The organism is Candidatus Nealsonbacteria bacterium CG07_land_8_20_14_0_80_39_13 (assembly GCA_002779355.1).
GTDB lineage: Bacteria > Patescibacteriota > Minisyncoccia > Minisyncoccales.
Window position 1 is genome coordinate 1 of record PEWS01000021.1, and the last position, 14,880, is coordinate 14,880.

Here is a 14,880-nt window from a genome sequence, read left to right on the forward strand (position 1 = left end):
TCGTAACCGTGATGGCATGCTCGGGCAAAGAGGCTTTAAGAGCCGCCATAGAGAACAGCGGAGGGGCAAAAATAGCAGCGGTAACAGTCCTATGGAACTAATGAATATGCCATGGTATTTAAAGACATCTGTAAAATTTATAAACCCCGGGATCCGATCCGCAGGTGTAAGCGTTGGTGACCAAAAAAGAATTGGCACCCCATGGAACGCCATTAGAAATGGAGCGAGCCTGTTAGTTATGGGACGAGAAATTACGGAAGCAGAAGATCCACTTGGTGTTGTCCAAAGAATAAACGAGGAAATCGAAAAAGCTTTAAGCGAGAGAGGTGACGAAAAATGAGCATAGAAGAGGAAGGAAGGATTTTAAGAATCCAAGGAAAGGAAAGTTATGCCGACGATGAGTTAATGAAGTGGCTTAGAGATATCGAAGTTTTTTGGTCTTACGACAAAAATAAGGAGAAAACAGGCGATATGCCACCTCATGCCAAATTAACCTCAGAAAAATGTAGTGACGGTTTTTTCGATGTTGGAAGGGCAATGAAATTTTCTAATGTGCTTCAAATTCTCGTAGGAGAAGCGATTAGAAGAAATCCGGATATTTTCGGCGAACAAGCGAAAGAAACAATAGATTATATTGTTTCTTCAAGCGAAGCAGGAAGGCCGTTCGGTCAAGAATTAGCAAGGCAAATCGGAACAATCTTTACCTACACGGAAAAGAACGACGCAGGAGAACAAATTTGGAAGAGGTTCCAAATTCCTGAAGGAGCAATTGTCCTCCAAGTTGAAGAACTGATAACTACGATGGGAACAGCAAGAAAAGTTAGGGACGCTATTCTAAAAAGCAACCTCCACCAAAAATTTAGGTTTTTGGAAATAAATGGAAAACCAGTGGTCTTCACTTTGGTTTATAGACCCGATGACCTTTCAGAAGAGCATCCTGATTATACGGTAAAGGCGTTGATAAATCGAGAAGTAAAAAACTATGACCCAAAAGATTGTCCGCTATGCAGAAAAGGATCCTTGCCGTTGAAACCGAAATTTGAAGATAATTGGCAAAAACTGAATCAATGAGAGGTAATAATTTATATAGTCGCAGGCTCGCCCAGCGATTTTTTTATTTTCTCCTTTTTAATAAAAAGGAACAGGGTTTTACCTGTTCTTAGAATTATTTTCTTTTTCCCATTTCTTTATCCACCGAGTCTGCGCGCCGGGATTGAGAAGGTATCGGCCACCAACGCTGATTGCATCTGCCCTTACTTTATCTTTTAAGTAACTATAGTCATCATATGTCCATGCGCTTGGCCAAATTACAGGAACTAACCCCTGGTCTGATATTTTTTGAGCCATTTCCCACGTAAAGCGCTGTGCTGGTTCCCCGGAAACTCCGCCATTGCCTTTGCCAAGACGTTTAAAATGTCTGATAATAAAAGAGTTTTTAAACATGTCCTCCGGAACGCTATTAATGCTTATCGCTTCCACATAATCTTTGATTTTCTCAACAATGCGCAAATAATCATGTTTTACCGACAACTTAGCGATAATCGGGAGCGAAGAAACCTCTTTCAATCTCCGACAACTCTCTATAACGAAATGGGTATTTTCGGGGTTAGTCATTTTGACGTTTGGACAAGAAAAATTTATTTCATGCGCCTTGAAGGGAAGTTTGTCCATTATTTTTATCATCTCGACTAATTCATCCGTATTATCGGAATATATTGAATTTATTAAATTAAGATTTTCCCAATCAATGTTCGGCGCATATTCTTTCCACCATCCTTTTAATCCCGGATTCCTTAGCCCGACTGAATTTATTACTCCTCCGGGCAAGGGGATAACCACTAAAGGATTATACCAGCGCAAATTTCCTTGACGTTTTTCCATCGTCAGAGTTCTTATGGTTATGGCCAATAAACGTCTATCAATCTCAATAAGCCTCAACCATTCCAATATATTTTCCCAAGGATAACCCTTGCCATCAAATCCTAATGCTCCGTTAGCAACTACATTATCAAGCGGGTATCCATTGCTTAATCTAATTGTCATCTTTTGGTGTTTTTTTTATTTTTTATTTAAAGGTACATTACAAAAACATTATCATTTAATTATGACCTTGTCTATATTTTTTTTATTGAAATTGGCTGGGATTTGAGGTAAATTTAACCATATGAAGAAACGGACTTTTGTGGCTATAAATTTGCCGGAGAAAATCAGGGAAAAATTGGTTTCCGAACAGAAGGAAGTCGGTGATTTGTTTCCCCAAAGCTCTGATTTTGTCCGCTGGGCAAAAAAAGACAATCTCCATATCACTTTATCCTTTATCGGCAGCATAAACGATGAAGAGATTTTGGAAATCTGCGAAAAAATAAGAGAAATAACCAAAAAGCAGGAGCCGTTTTCAATCAGTTTGAATAAAATAATTTACGGTCCGCCGGGGAAAAATCCGAGAATGATATGGGCGATGGGGGAGAAATCGCCGGAACTGGCATTCCTAAGAAACGAACTGGAGAAGTCATCAAGCAAGCCGATCTCTCCTCATATCACCTTGGGAAGAATTAAGGCTTGGCAATTCGACAAAATAGAGCTTGAGGAAAGGCCTGAAATTTCCAAAGAAATTTTCTTGGATTTTGAAGTTTCATCGCTTGAGTTGATGGAAAGCGAGCTTAAAAAAACCGGCCCCGAATACACAGTTCTGGAGAGTTTTGAATTAGGAAAGGATATAAAAATTGACAGGGAGGAGGAAAAAATGTTAATTTGAGCATATCAATAAATATTAAAAAATATAGTGCGAATATGCACTTTAAAAATTAAATAAAAAATGGAAGTAAAAGGTATGGACCTAAAAGAAGCAGACGGGATAAGCGATCCTTTAGAAAAAAGCATTAAGATTTGGGAATTAATAAAAGAATTTCTCAAAAATTGTACAAGAGCCCAGTTTATAGAGATATCTGATCCCGAAAATAATGTCTTTTCAAGTAAAGAATATCCGCTATGTAAGGAATATCTTGCCAAAGATTGTGAAGGATGCGTCGTTAATAAAGCGACTCATGGCGAACGTTGTTTCAGTACGCCATGGGAAGAAATACTTTATAGAATAACGCCCGAAATAAGGAAGGAGAAATCTCTGCTATTAACAGATGCCGAAAGGGATCATCTTGTTGGCTTTTGCGAAAAACAAATAAAATTCTTAAAATCTTGCAAGGACAAAAAGTTCTGGTAGGCAAAAATAGCTTACTTTTTTATTACAAAAAATTTTTGCAAAATATTTCTTGAATTTTCTGCGAAAAAAGGCTATTCTCGGACTATAACTTACAATTCATAACCTAAAATTTATGTTAGATATAAAATTTATAAGGGAAAATCCGGAGAAAGTTAAAAAATCCTGCCAAAACAAAGGGGTTGATGCTGATATTGACCGGCTTTTGGAAATTGACGGCCAAAGAAAACAAACCTTGCTGGCGATTGAAGACATGAGGGCGAAGAAAAATATCGCCTCCAGGGAAATATCTCAAAGCAAAGACAAAAATCAAAGAGAAAAACTCATTTTGGAGATGAAGGAATTGGACGAAAACAACGACAATCTGAAAGAAAAAATGAAAGGTTTGGAAGAAGAGTTTTATGGCCTGATACGCCAAGTCCCTAATATCCCTTTTGACGAAGTGCCTGTCGGAAAAAGCAACGAAGACAATGAAGTTTTAAGAAAAGTAGGCGAACCGACAAAATTTTCCTTTAAACCCAAGGAGCATTTTGAATTAGGGGAAGAGCTGGACATTATTGACTCTGACAGGGGAACGAAAGTCGCCGGCGCCAGATTCAGCTATCTCAAAGGAAGTCTTGTTCTCTTGGAATTTGCCATTATTAATTTTGTTCTGAACAAGCTGGTCAAAAAAGGGCCTGCCCGCAATGATGCACAAAGCGCTGCGGGCGGGTTTACGCCGATTATCCCGCCGGTAATGCTCAAGGAAGAAATGGCCAGAGGAACCGGCTTCATAGAAGCGGCTGACAGAAACGAAGCTTATTATCTGCAAGATGACAATATGTATCTTATCGCCACTTCAGAGCAAGCTATGCTTTCCATGCACAGCGACGAAACCTTCAATGAAAAAGATTTGCCCAGAAGATATGTCGGTTTTTCCACTTGCTTCAGAAGGGAAGCCGGATCTTACGGCAAAGACACTAAGGGAATTTTAAGAGTCCACCAATTTGATAAACTGGAAATGTTCAGCTTCTGCCTGCCGGAAAATTCTCACCATGAGCATGAAATGTTTTTGGCCACCGAAGAAGAAATGATGAAAGAATTGAAACTCCCTTACCAAGTGATAAATATCTGCACAGGCGATCTGGGTTTTTCAGCGGCTAAAAAATACGACATTGAAGCTTGGCTTCCCGGCCAAAATAAATACAGGGAGACGCATTCAACTTCTAATTGCGTTGATTTTCAAACCAGAAGATTAAACATCCGCTATCGCGATAAAGAAGGAAAAACTTCTTTTGTCCACGCTGTCAACGGAACCGCCTTTGCTTTAGGCAGAGTTATGATTGCCATCATGGAAAATTACCAACAGGAAGACGGCAGTATCTTAATTCCCGAAGTTCTCCAAAAATACACAGGATTTAAGGTTATTTTAAAAAAATGACGAATTTGATAATTCTTCATGGCTGGCAGAGCTCAAAAGAAAAATGGGACAAAACAAAACAGCTTTTGGAAAAACAGGGGATACAGGTAATTATTCCTGATTTACCCGGCTTTAAAAAAGAAACTGAATTGGACAAAACATGGGTTCTTGACGATTATGTTGAATGGTTCAATAATTTTTCCAAAGAATACGCGCCCTTCTTCCTGTTAGGGCACTCTTTTGGAGGACGGGTTGCGATTAAATTTGCCGCAAAATATTCCGCCGACGCCTCCGACGATAATAAATTAAAAGGATTAATATTGGTTTCGGCCGGAGGAGCGGAATTAAGAAAATCTTCTAAAAAAGCCGCTCTTTCTTTCTTTGTTTCCACATGGAAGAGATTTTTTTTCTTTACGAGTTTTTTCCCTGGTTATGAATTTTTCAGAAAACTTTTTTACAAATTTATCGTCGAGAAAACAGATTACCTTGAAGTTAAGGGATTCCTAAAGGAAACGTTTAAAAAAACCATTGAAGAGGACCTGAAACCATTGCTTGGACAAATAAAAACAAAAACTTTGATAATTTGGGGCGATAAAGATAATTATCTTTCCGTTAAAAATGGGTTTTTGATGAAAGAAAAAATTCCCGATTCTGAATTAAAAATTTTCCCCAAAATCGGGCACAGTCCGCACATACAAATTCCTGAAAAATTTGCAGAAACAATAATATCATTTTTAAAAATATGAGCCCTTGCCTGATAACAGCTTTATTCTCCATAATCGCCATATTCACTCCTTTTCCGTGGCTCATCAGAACGGCTAAGGCAGGCCTCTTTTGGATTTACCTATGGCAATTGAAGGAATATCACTTAGGAAGATTTCTGGCTCATTTCCAGACAGAAAAAGGCCAAAAAATCTTTTTTAACAAATTATTTCTTATAAAAATACTTCTGGCAGTTGGCATCTTTTTCCTTGTTTTTTCCGGAATTTTCCGCCAGCAATCTTCGCCGCTTTTCCCTTTCTTCAAATCTTTTTATCAAATTACGGGCGTGATTGTTTTTCTAATTTACATAGTTGAGGCGTACAAAAGCGTTTTAGACTTCCTGAAAAAACAATACAAAAAACCTGTTTTAACAAAAAAAATGTCTTTCCTGATACTAACAGCCGGCATAACATATCTCTCCCTTCTTTTGCTTGTTTTTTCGCAGCCATTTCTCGCCAAGCTTGATTCTTTCTCCCTGTTTCCTTTCCCGATTTTTTTAGCCATACCATTCATACTTCTTTTGCTTGATATATTAACTCCGCTGATAATTTCCCTTATAGTCCTTCTTTTCCAACCCTTAACTGTCTTAGGAAGAACATTGATCATAAATAAGGCTAAGAAAAAAATAGCCGGATTTAAGAATCTGATCGTCATCGGAATAACCGGAAGCTATGGAAAAACATCGGTTAAGGAAATACTATTCGCGATATTGTCGGAAAAATTCAAAACAGCCAGAACAGCTGAACATAGAAATTCCGAAATCGGCATCGCTCAAACTATTTTAGAAGACTTAAAGCCGAAGCATCAGATTTTCATCTGCGAAATGGGCGCTTACTGCAGGGGAGGAATAAAAATGCTTTGCGATATCGTTAAGCCGAAAATAGGAATCCTGACAGGGATAAACGAACAGCATATGGCGACTTTCGGCTCGCAGGAGAACATTATTAAAGCCAAATTTGAGCTGATGGAAGCGCTGCCAGCTGACGGAATAGCCTTCCTCAATGGAAATAACAGATATTGTAAAAATCTTTACGAAAAAATTAAAATTAAAAAATTTCTATATGGCGAAAATGTCGGGCAACGGGGGATGGAAAACATTGAAGGGGCTAAAATAGTTGCCAAAGAACTGGGGATGACCGAAGAAGAGATTTCAAAATCTTGCCAAAAAATTAAAAACAATTTATCGGGGATAGAAATTAAAAAAGGCGCGAACAACTTAATAATTCTTGACAGCACTTATTCGGCTAATCCCGATGGTGTTTTCGCTGATTTAGAATATTTACAAACATATCAGGGCAAGAGAGTGATAATAATGCCTTGCTTGATTGAATTAGGAAGATCTGCCGAAGGGGTTCATCAAAGGATCGGCAAAAAAATTGCTGAAGTTTGCGATTTAGCCATAATCACAACGAGAGAATTCTTTGATATCCTGAAAAAATCCGCTATTGAAAACGGAATAAAAGAAGAAAATATTCTGTTTATGGAAAATCCGACAGAAATTATCAAAAAAATTAAAGATTTTACAAGCCCAGGAGACACGGTACTTTTAGAAAGCAGAGTACCGGAACAAGTAATTAAGTCGTTAAGTAGTTAAGTCTTTATGTTTAAAAAAATTTCTCAATGGTTGAAGCCGATATCAATATCCTTGTCGCCGAATACGGAAAGGGACGATATTTTATTATCTTTTAAATTACTCTTCGGCTGGTGGAGCGCAAAGAATGAAAGTTTGATGGTTGTAAAATTAGAAGAAGAATTTAAAAAATATCTTGGAGTAAAATATGCAATTGCTTTTAACAGCGGAAGGTCATCCCTTATGGCCATCTTAAACTCCTTAAAGCTGGAAAAGGGAAGTGAAATTCTGTTGCAAGCCTTCACCTGCAACGCTGTGCCTAATCCGGTTATATGGTCCGGTTTAAAACCTGTTTTCGTTGATTGCGACGAAAAAACCTTTAATATTGACCTGAAGGATTTAAAAAGAAAAATTACCCCGAGAAGCAGGGCAGTCATAATCCAGCACACTTTCGGATTGCCGGCTGACATTGATGAGATTTCAAAAATCTGCAAAGAAAATAACCTGACCTTAATTGAAGATTGCGCCCATTCTCTCGACGCAACCTACAAAGAAAAAAAAGCAGGAACGTTCGGTAAAGCATCTTTCTTCAGCTTCTCCCGTGACAAAGTTATTTCTTCTGTCTACGGCGGAATGGCTGCCACCAACGACGAAACTCTTGCTCAAAAACTTAGACAAAGACAAGGAGAGGACGGGCCTCTACCGCTTTTATGGGAGATGCAACAACTATTGCACCCTATTTTGATGAATTCCGTGATTTTACCCACATATCGGATAGCGGGAAAGTATCTTCTGATTATTTTTCAATGGCTTCATATACTTTCAAAAGCAGTCCACTGGAAAGAAAAGAGGGGAATGATGCCAAATTACTTCTCAAAAGCAATGTCCGGCAAGTTGGCCCTGCTTGCCTTAAACCAATTAAAAAAAATAAACAGATTCAACGAACATAGAAGAAAAATCGCTAAAATATACTCTGAAGGATTAAAAAAAACTTCTTTTGAATTACCAACAACTCCTCCGGATAGAGAGCATGTCTTTTTAAGATTTACGGTTAAACACCCGGAAGCGCATAAAATCATCAGGAAGGCCTGGCGGAATAATCTTTTAATAGGGGATTGGTACACCAGTCCGATTGCGCCCTTTGACACGAAAATTGAGAAAATAGGATATAAATCAGGAAGCTGTCCTAAGGCGGAAGCACTATCAAAGCAGACGCTAAATCTGCCGACCCATATCAATGTTTCGGAAAAACAAGCTGAAGAAATTATTATTTTTTTAAAAAATAATGGAAATTAAAGAAGTAAAAAATAAAAATGTTTGGGAAAATTTTCTTAGCCAATGCCAAGAAAAAACTTTTTTAAATTCATGGAGCTGGGGAGAGTTTAATGAAAAAATGGGACAAAAAATTTGGCGGCTGGGAGTTTATGAAGAAAGTTCAAAGTTCAAAGTTCAAAGTTCAAAGTTAATAGTAGTCGCTTTGATTGCTAAAATTACTGCTAAACGCGGAACATTTCTTTTAATCCAGCATTTACCCGCAACGAATGAACAAGCGTTAAAAACCCTACTAGAGGAATTGAAAAAGATCGGAAAAGAAGAAAAAGCGGATTTTATCAGGATTGCTCCGCTCTGGCCAAGAGCTGATGAAAATATAAAAATTTTCCAAAAGCTTGGATTCAAGGAAGCGCCTATGCACGCCAATGCTTACGAAGCGACATGGAAACTGGATATTTCTTTGCCGGAAGAAGAACTTTTAAAAAAGACGCGCAAGACAACCCGCTATCTGATCCGCCAAGCGCAAAAAAATACTGATATTTCAATTGAAAAAAGCGAGGGCGAGAATGATATAAAAATTTACCAAGAACTGAACAGGGAAGTGGCTAAAAGACAAAATTTTTCTCCCTTCTCTCATAAATTTATAGAAAACGAGTTCGAAATTTTTTCAAAAAGCAACGAATCTTTATTGCTCTTTGGAAAATATAAAGATGAAATTGTGGCCGGAGCTTTGATTATCTTCTGGTCAGGCATAGGTTTTTATCATCAAGGAGCCTCTCTCTCTAAATACGCAAAGCTTTCCATCCCTTATTTATTGCAGTGGGAGGCGATAAAAGAAGCGAAAAAGAGGGGATGTAAAATTTACGATTTTTGGGGTTATGTTGATCCGCAGAGCAAACACCCTTGGGCAGGCCCGACCTTATTCAAGACGGGATTTGGAGGAGAAAAATATGAATATGTTAAAACGCAAGATTATGTTTTATCATGGAAATATCTGTTCAATTGGATAATTGAAAAAATGAGAAAAATAAAACGCGGCTTTTAAGAGTTTACTTATGGAAAGGAATCGTCAAGGGATAAGGCAGAAGAGTCTGTTTAATCGCAACCCATATAGGGTTAAAAGAAAAAAATCCATTTTAAGGAACGGGGTATTTTGGCTAAGCATATTATCAGTAATGATTATCGCCGGCTTCCTTTATCTTTTCTGCTCATCTGATTTTTTCCAAACCAAAGAAATTAAGATAAGCGGAAATTCAAAAGCTTCCGGCGAAGAAATTGAGAGAATAATTAAAGAAAATCTTAATGAAAAAATCCTTTTCTTCTCCACTGAAAACATTTTCCTTCTTAATTCAAAAAGAATAAATCAGGAAATTTTAAAAAAATTCCCCCAAATATCAGACTTAAAAATCAGGAAAAAATTTTGGGGAATTCTTTCCGTCTCCGTAACAGAGAGGATGGCCATTGCAGTAATTTGCCAGAATATTGAAGAAGAAAATAAAAATTGTTTTTTTGTTGACAAAGAGGGTGTTGTTTTTGAACCCATTGTCAACGCCGTAAATGAAGGAAAGCAAAAATTACTGGGAAATCACCTGAACCTTCCCGAACTGAAAATGAGCTCCCCGACGGACATATTTCTGGGGAAAAAGGTTCTTTGGAAAGAACGGCTGTCTGATTTGTTCAAGACTGAATCAGCCCTTAAAAATATCAACGTAATTATCAGGGAAATTAAAATTATTTCCAACGATAGGGTTGATTTTCAGACAGAAGAAGGATGGCAAATATTTTTTAACTCAGAAAAGGACATGCAGCGGCAGATGACAAAACTAAAGACGATCCTGGAAAAAGAAATTCCGGCTGAAAAGAGAACGGGGCTTGAATACATTGATTTAAGATTCGGTAATTTCGCCCCCTATAAATACAGATCATTGTAGGCGGTAGACGAAAATGGAGTAGCCGATAACCGCAACCGGCTGATACTTGTCCAGCCAGCGATAATAATCAGTCGGCTGGTCAAAACCGTTAATGGCTTCTGCTCTTCCTCCCTGAAGCTGATTTATTGAAACAGCCAGATAGCTTCCTTTTGGAAGCTCTTTTTCATTTTTAGATCCCCACCAAGGCAGATATTTTTCTCCGAAATAATATTGGATATTCCCTCCGCCAAAATAATCAACGTAAATTTTATTTATTCCTTTCTCATCCGTCCATTTTTTCAATCTTTTTAAATCCTGGCCCCAATCAAGATTGGAATCGGTAGCGTAAATATAGCCGTTCTCCGGCCCGCCGGCTATTTCATTAAAGTAAGAGAGGAAGTTGGGATAAATAGCCCAGATTGAAATGGCCTGCCAAACCAAAACTATTCCCAAGGCGGTATATTTTAATTTTGTATAGGGTTTTCCCAGAAAAGGTCTTTCCAAAATTTTAATAATTACCACGCTCACCAGCAAAATCGTAAAGGGAAAAACAGGCATCAAATGCCGGACTCCTATATTAAGGGCGCTGCTGATGCTTGTGGCCCAATAAATCAAAACGAAGGTAAGCATGGCGAATTCCGGAAAATGATTCTTAAGCCATTGGCGCAAACGGCTGAAAGTCTCCACCCAAATCGGCTTTTTGATCATAGAGACGGCATAAAGCAATGAGACCAACAACAAAAGAAGAAATGTTCCCGGAACTTTTAAGGAATAAATAATGGGAAAATAAGTTTTCCATCCCGAAGCGGAAATTTCTCCCATAAAATAAGTTGTATTTCCGGTTGCCCCTCTGTTAAGCACCATTAAAACGCCTAAGAAGTACTGGCCGAATGGCCTGGTGATGTTATTGGAACAGAGCCAAACATCAGCTTTCGCCAACGGTTTCGGTATGGAAGTGGACTCAAGCGTAAGTTTAGCATCTCTTATCTGCCTATCCAGAGGCTCTTTTGAGACATGATATTGGTAAACAGGATAAACAACAAATAACATTCCGACTAATCCGACCAGAATAGATTTTCCGAGATATTTAAAAATTCCGGAGACGGATATTTTTTCTTTATTGGTCCAAAGATAAGCGAATGTGATGATGATAAAAAAGGGTATCAGTAAAATTAAAGAAAACTTCAAGAGCATCGCTGTTCCGAAAGCCAAGCCGGCGAAAATAATATTTTTCCAACAGGGCTCTTTAAGAAAGTTAAGCCAGAATAGAGTAGCCAGAACAACTCCAAAAGTGGCTCCGATATCCGTAGTAACCAATCTGCCATGAGCCAAGATATTGGGTTCTAAACAGAAAAGGAACAAAGACAAAACAGCAACATTGTTTCCGAAAAATTTTCTGGCTGTATAGAATAACAGACAGGCGGACAAAACCAAAAAGAGAATCATCATTGTCCTGGAATAAAGCATCATCAGATCAGGATTGTTCCCGGAATTATACAAAAATTCAGTGGCGATATTAAATTGATGCCACCAGGCAGGACCGTCTTCCATCGCCCACTCGGAACTGTCTTTGGGAAAATTAAGGCCCAGAGACAGCAAGGGGAGAGCGGCCAAATCTTTTATCAGGGGCGGATGTTCGGGGTTCAATCTGTAGTCGTTTTGAGCCAAATAAGAATAACCGGCTGTGATGTGGGCTGTTTCGTCAAAGGTAAAAACATCCTCCTGAATGCTAAAAAAAGCGAGCAGGAACATTATTGAAATCAGAAAGAAAGCGATAAAATTTGAATTTTTTTCAGACATATATGATTATATTTTTTAATTTATTTTGTAAATCCAAAATCCATGTTTTTGTTCTATTTCTCCTTGAGGAAATTTTTGTTTAAGGTCATCCATTATTTTCCCATCATAAAGGGGCGCTATAATCGTCTGCCTTCCGCTGATAATCTGAACCTTATCTAATTCCTCCGCCCTTATATAATCCGAACGCAAATGGCCGAATCCGATTCTTTCAACGAACATAGGAACCTGGCCGGGAATTGAAATCCCATAAAGAGGCTCTTCGGCTCTATTTACAACAACGTATTTTAAGGTATCTTCTGGCAAAGAATTCATAAACCAGCCGATGTTGTTGTATTTGTCGGTGAAGGCGCTTTTAACTTCAGAATTTTTCGCCCATTCAATAAAATATTTTTCAAACTCCAGACCGGCGACGCCGGCTAAAAAAACGAAACTGATCAAAAACAAAAGCTTTTTATTTTTAATAAAACGATTCAAAAATTCAAAAGCTCTCCAAGCCCCGACTCCGACAAAAATATAAATAACGGGAATAACTCCGATGACGCGCAAAGCATGGGGGATGCCCTCAAAGGTTAAAATACCGGGCAGGAGCATAATAAAAAACCAGAAAAAAGGAAAAGAAAAAACATTGAACGAAATTAAATCTTTCTCCTTAATGGAAAGCAGAAGTTTTTTAAAGCAAAATGCTAAACCAATTAAAAATAACAGACCGACCGGAAAAATAAGCATCGGATGTCCGGCGACATTGTGGCGCCAGTTGGGATCGCCATAAACATTGAACATCCCCAAGTGAGCAATCAAGCTTATGGCAAACTCCTTGGGCGGATTTGGCTGGCTGAAAATAAGAACACTGTCTGTCCGGGAAGAAAAATACTGCGGATTTTTCAAGAAATAAAGCCCGATGGGCAAGGCCGTGGCAAAAACAACAGCGAAGAATAGAAAAACTGATAAAAGGGTTTTTTTGAATTCTTTCTTCTTTAAAAAAGCGACCAACCAGAGAAAGATAACCGTGGCGAGAAGAAAGATGGCCAGACGAAAAGAAATATAAGTGTAAAATCCCAGACCGAAAATTATCCCGGCTAAAATAAAATGTTTGATTTTTTGCGTCCTAAAAGCGCGAAATAAAAAATAAAAAGAAAAAACAAGGATGAGCGGAAGCATAATTGCTCTAAAAGATATACGGCTGAAATTTATGTGCCAAAAAGAAACAGCCATAAAAAAAGACGAAAGAAGGGAAATAAGAACAACCTTGTTTTCGTCTTTTAAAACAAATCTGAATAATTCTCTGATAAGTAGGAAAAGGCCGAAGACTGTTAAGACTCCCACTAAAACGGAAACGAGCTTAAACGACCATATTGATATACCGAAGACGGAGAATGAAAGCCAAATCAAATTAAAGAAAAGCCCTTCTCGGCCGTTGTTGTCCGGATAAAAAACTTGGCCGGGGTTAGTAATGGCTTCATTGGCATTCAAGGCTTCGTCGGGATAGATTCCCGGCGGGATGGTGTCAATCTGCCAGAGGCGGAGAAAGGAAGCCAGTAGGACAATAACGATTAAAAAAAATATAGCTTTTTTAGTCATCAAACTTTTTAGTTATCTGTTAAATTTATTTTACCAAATAATAATAAAGCAAGCAAAAATCCGGCGAAGCTTAAGGGCGGGCAGACTGTTTACCCCCCCCCACTCATCCCATCCCATGTTGCCGTCTGCGTTGACGTGTTGACGTCTGTGTTGACGACGTCTGTGTTGACGTCTGACGTCAACATTTCAGACGTCAACATTAGTTTACAGGGGTCAGACTCCTGCGGAATTGAACACTGTGAATTTGACAAAATGATAAAAAATTGCTTAAATAATAACACTATAAGAACCTTAAAAAATTGGTAAAACTATTTGATTCAGCCGATGCGCTGCGGAAAGCCTTGGAAAAACACAAAATAATCTGTGTTGGAGATATTAAAATAAAAAAAAGAATGGAGGATATCTGTGTGATTACAAGGAAGAAAATAAAACAGAAAAGAGCAAATTTTTCTATGATGATAAGTTCGGGGAGATGTGGCAACTCCTTGGGGAAATAATGTAAGGATGAACAGGGTGAGCAAATTGCTTATCCCTTTTTTTATTTCAAATTTTTGTTTCCATTGTTTCTCATCAATGGCAATCAGTCCTTTTATCAATGTTTTCCAGATTGAATTTAAGGTTAAGAAGAAATAAAGTTAGATTAAGTCATTGAGTGATTTAATAAAATTATGGAGAACAAAAAACAAATCGCAATCTTTGAAGGGAAAAAAAATCGTCGGATTTGGGACGAAAAAGAGGAAAAATGGTATTTTTCCGTTGTTGATGTTATTACGGTGTTAACGGACAGCATTAATCCTCGCGACTATTGGTTTAAAATGAAGATTAGAGTAAAAACGGAAGAAGGTTTTCAGTTGTCGACATTTTGTCGACAACTGAAATTTTTATCTTCTGACGGAAAATATTATTCAACCGATGCTTCTGATATAGAAGGAATTTTAAGAATAATTCAATCAATTCCATCGCCTAAAGCCGAACCGTTTAAACTTTGGCTTACTAAAGTGGGATACGAAAGAATCCAAGAGACAGTTGACCCGGAAAAATCAATCAATCGAGGAAGAATAAATTGGCAAAGAATGGGTCGGAGTCAAAAATGGATCCAGAAAATTTACGCGACCATATGACAGATGCGGAATTGGTTTTTACGGCTTTGGTAGAGCTTTCTACCCGTCAAATTGCCGAAACTATGGAGGCGAGGGGATTGGAGGAAAATAAAGTTCCGGCCAAAAAAGGAGGTGGGGTTGCTAAAAACGCGCGGTTGGAATTGGAGAGTAAAACAGGCAGAAAAGTCGTCAGCGGAAGAAATTTCCTGCAATCTCCCAAGAGCGTCAAAAAATTAAACGAAAACCATTAAGCGAAAAAAATAAATAAAATTATG

14 protein-coding genes and 1 pseudogene are annotated in these 14,880 nt (G+C 38.1%); 12 read left to right on the forward strand and 3 right to left on the reverse strand.

All coding sequences use genetic code 11. The annotated features are described in order from the left end of the window. Positions 1–100 precede the first annotated feature (100 nt). Positions 101–340: a hypothetical protein gene (locus COS96_01395; GenBank protein ID PIU43980.1), complete on the forward strand. Its 240-nt coding sequence runs from the start codon at positions 101–103 to the stop codon at positions 338–340. Beyond that, a complete protein-coding gene (locus COS96_01400) occupies positions 337–1,071 on the forward strand; it encodes a hypothetical protein (GenBank protein PIU43981.1) in 735 nt (244 codons plus the stop codon). The genes COS96_01395 and COS96_01400 overlap by 4 nt, the downstream gene beginning before the upstream one ends. A 78-nt stretch (positions 1,072–1,149) precedes the next feature. Here COS96_01400 and COS96_01405 read toward each other — a convergent pair whose 3' ends face one another. Next, positions 1,150–2,043, reverse strand: coding sequence for a hypothetical protein (locus COS96_01405; GenBank protein PIU43982.1), 894 nt, complete (start codon positions 2,041–2,043; stop codon positions 1,150–1,152). 121 nt (positions 2,044–2,164) lie between these two features. Between COS96_01405 and COS96_01410 the strand changes: the two genes are divergently transcribed. The 8 genes from COS96_01410 to COS96_01445 all read left to right on the forward strand — a co-directional run bounded on the left by COS96_01410 (position 2,165) and on the right by COS96_01445 (position 10,148). Continuing rightward, on the forward strand, positions 2,165–2,755 hold the full coding sequence (locus tag COS96_01410) for an RNA 2',3'-cyclic phosphodiesterase (protein ID PIU43983.1): 591 nt from the start codon (positions 2,165–2,167) through the stop codon (positions 2,753–2,755). A 60-nt stretch (positions 2,756–2,815) separates the two neighbouring features. After that, the gene (locus tag COS96_01415; protein ID PIU43984.1) at positions 2,816–3,217 is read left to right on the forward strand and encodes a hypothetical protein; all 402 of its coding nucleotides are present in this window, start codon (positions 2,816–2,818) and stop codon (positions 3,215–3,217) included. Between the two features lie 112 nt (positions 3,218–3,329). Further along, the gene (locus COS96_01420; GenBank protein PIU43985.1) at positions 3,330–4,634 is read left to right on the forward strand and encodes a serine--tRNA ligase; all 1,305 of its coding nucleotides are present in this window, start codon (positions 3,330–3,332) and stop codon (positions 4,632–4,634) included. Then, positions 4,631–5,359: a hypothetical protein gene (locus COS96_01425; protein PIU43986.1), complete on the forward strand. Its 729-nt coding sequence runs from the start codon at positions 4,631–4,633 to the stop codon at positions 5,357–5,359. Before COS96_01420 ends, COS96_01425 begins: the two co-directional genes overlap by 4 nt. After that, positions 5,356–6,969, forward strand: coding sequence for a hypothetical protein (locus tag COS96_01430; protein PIU43987.1), 1,614 nt, complete (start codon positions 5,356–5,358; stop codon positions 6,967–6,969). Before COS96_01425 ends, COS96_01430 begins: the two co-directional genes overlap by 4 nt. Positions 6,970–6,975: 6 nt before the next feature. Next, complete coding sequence (locus COS96_01435; GenBank protein ID PIU43988.1) at positions 6,976–8,241, forward strand: hypothetical protein; 1,266 nt, start codon at positions 6,976–6,978, stop codon at positions 8,239–8,241. Further along, the gene (locus COS96_01440) at positions 8,231–9,262 is read left to right on the forward strand and encodes a hypothetical protein (protein ID PIU43989.1); all 1,032 of its coding nucleotides are present in this window, start codon (positions 8,231–8,233) and stop codon (positions 9,260–9,262) included. Before COS96_01435 ends, COS96_01440 begins: the two co-directional genes overlap by 11 nt. A gap of 10 nt (positions 9,263–9,272) precedes the next feature. Beyond that, on the forward strand, positions 9,273–10,148 hold the full coding sequence (locus COS96_01445) for a hypothetical protein (protein ID PIU43990.1): 876 nt from the start codon (positions 9,273–9,275) through the stop codon (positions 10,146–10,148). Here the strand turns inward: COS96_01445 and COS96_01450 are convergent. Together COS96_01450 and COS96_01455 are read right to left on the reverse strand one after the other, a co-directional pair. Beyond that, positions 10,140–11,927, reverse strand: a complete 1,788-nt coding sequence (locus tag COS96_01450) for a hypothetical protein (protein ID PIU43991.1) — start codon at positions 11,925–11,927, stop codon at positions 10,140–10,142. The genes COS96_01445 and COS96_01450 overlap by 9 nt on opposite strands. A 15-nt stretch (positions 11,928–11,942) precedes the next feature. Further along, a complete protein-coding gene (locus COS96_01455) occupies positions 11,943–13,505 on the reverse strand; it encodes a hypothetical protein (protein PIU43992.1) in 1,563 nt (520 codons plus the stop codon). A gap of 299 nt (positions 13,506–13,804) precedes the next feature. Here COS96_01455 and COS96_01460 point away from each other — a divergent pair, with 299 nt between their 5' ends. Next, positions 13,805–14,002 (forward strand): hypothetical protein, encoded by a 198-nt coding sequence (locus COS96_01460; GenBank protein ID PIU43993.1) that lies wholly within the window; start codon positions 13,805–13,807, stop codon positions 14,000–14,002. A gap of 171 nt (positions 14,003–14,173) precedes the next feature. Beyond that, positions 14,174–14,856 (forward strand): annotated as a pseudogene (locus COS96_01465) (hypothetical protein). Positions 14,857–14,880: the final 24 nt, after the last annotated feature.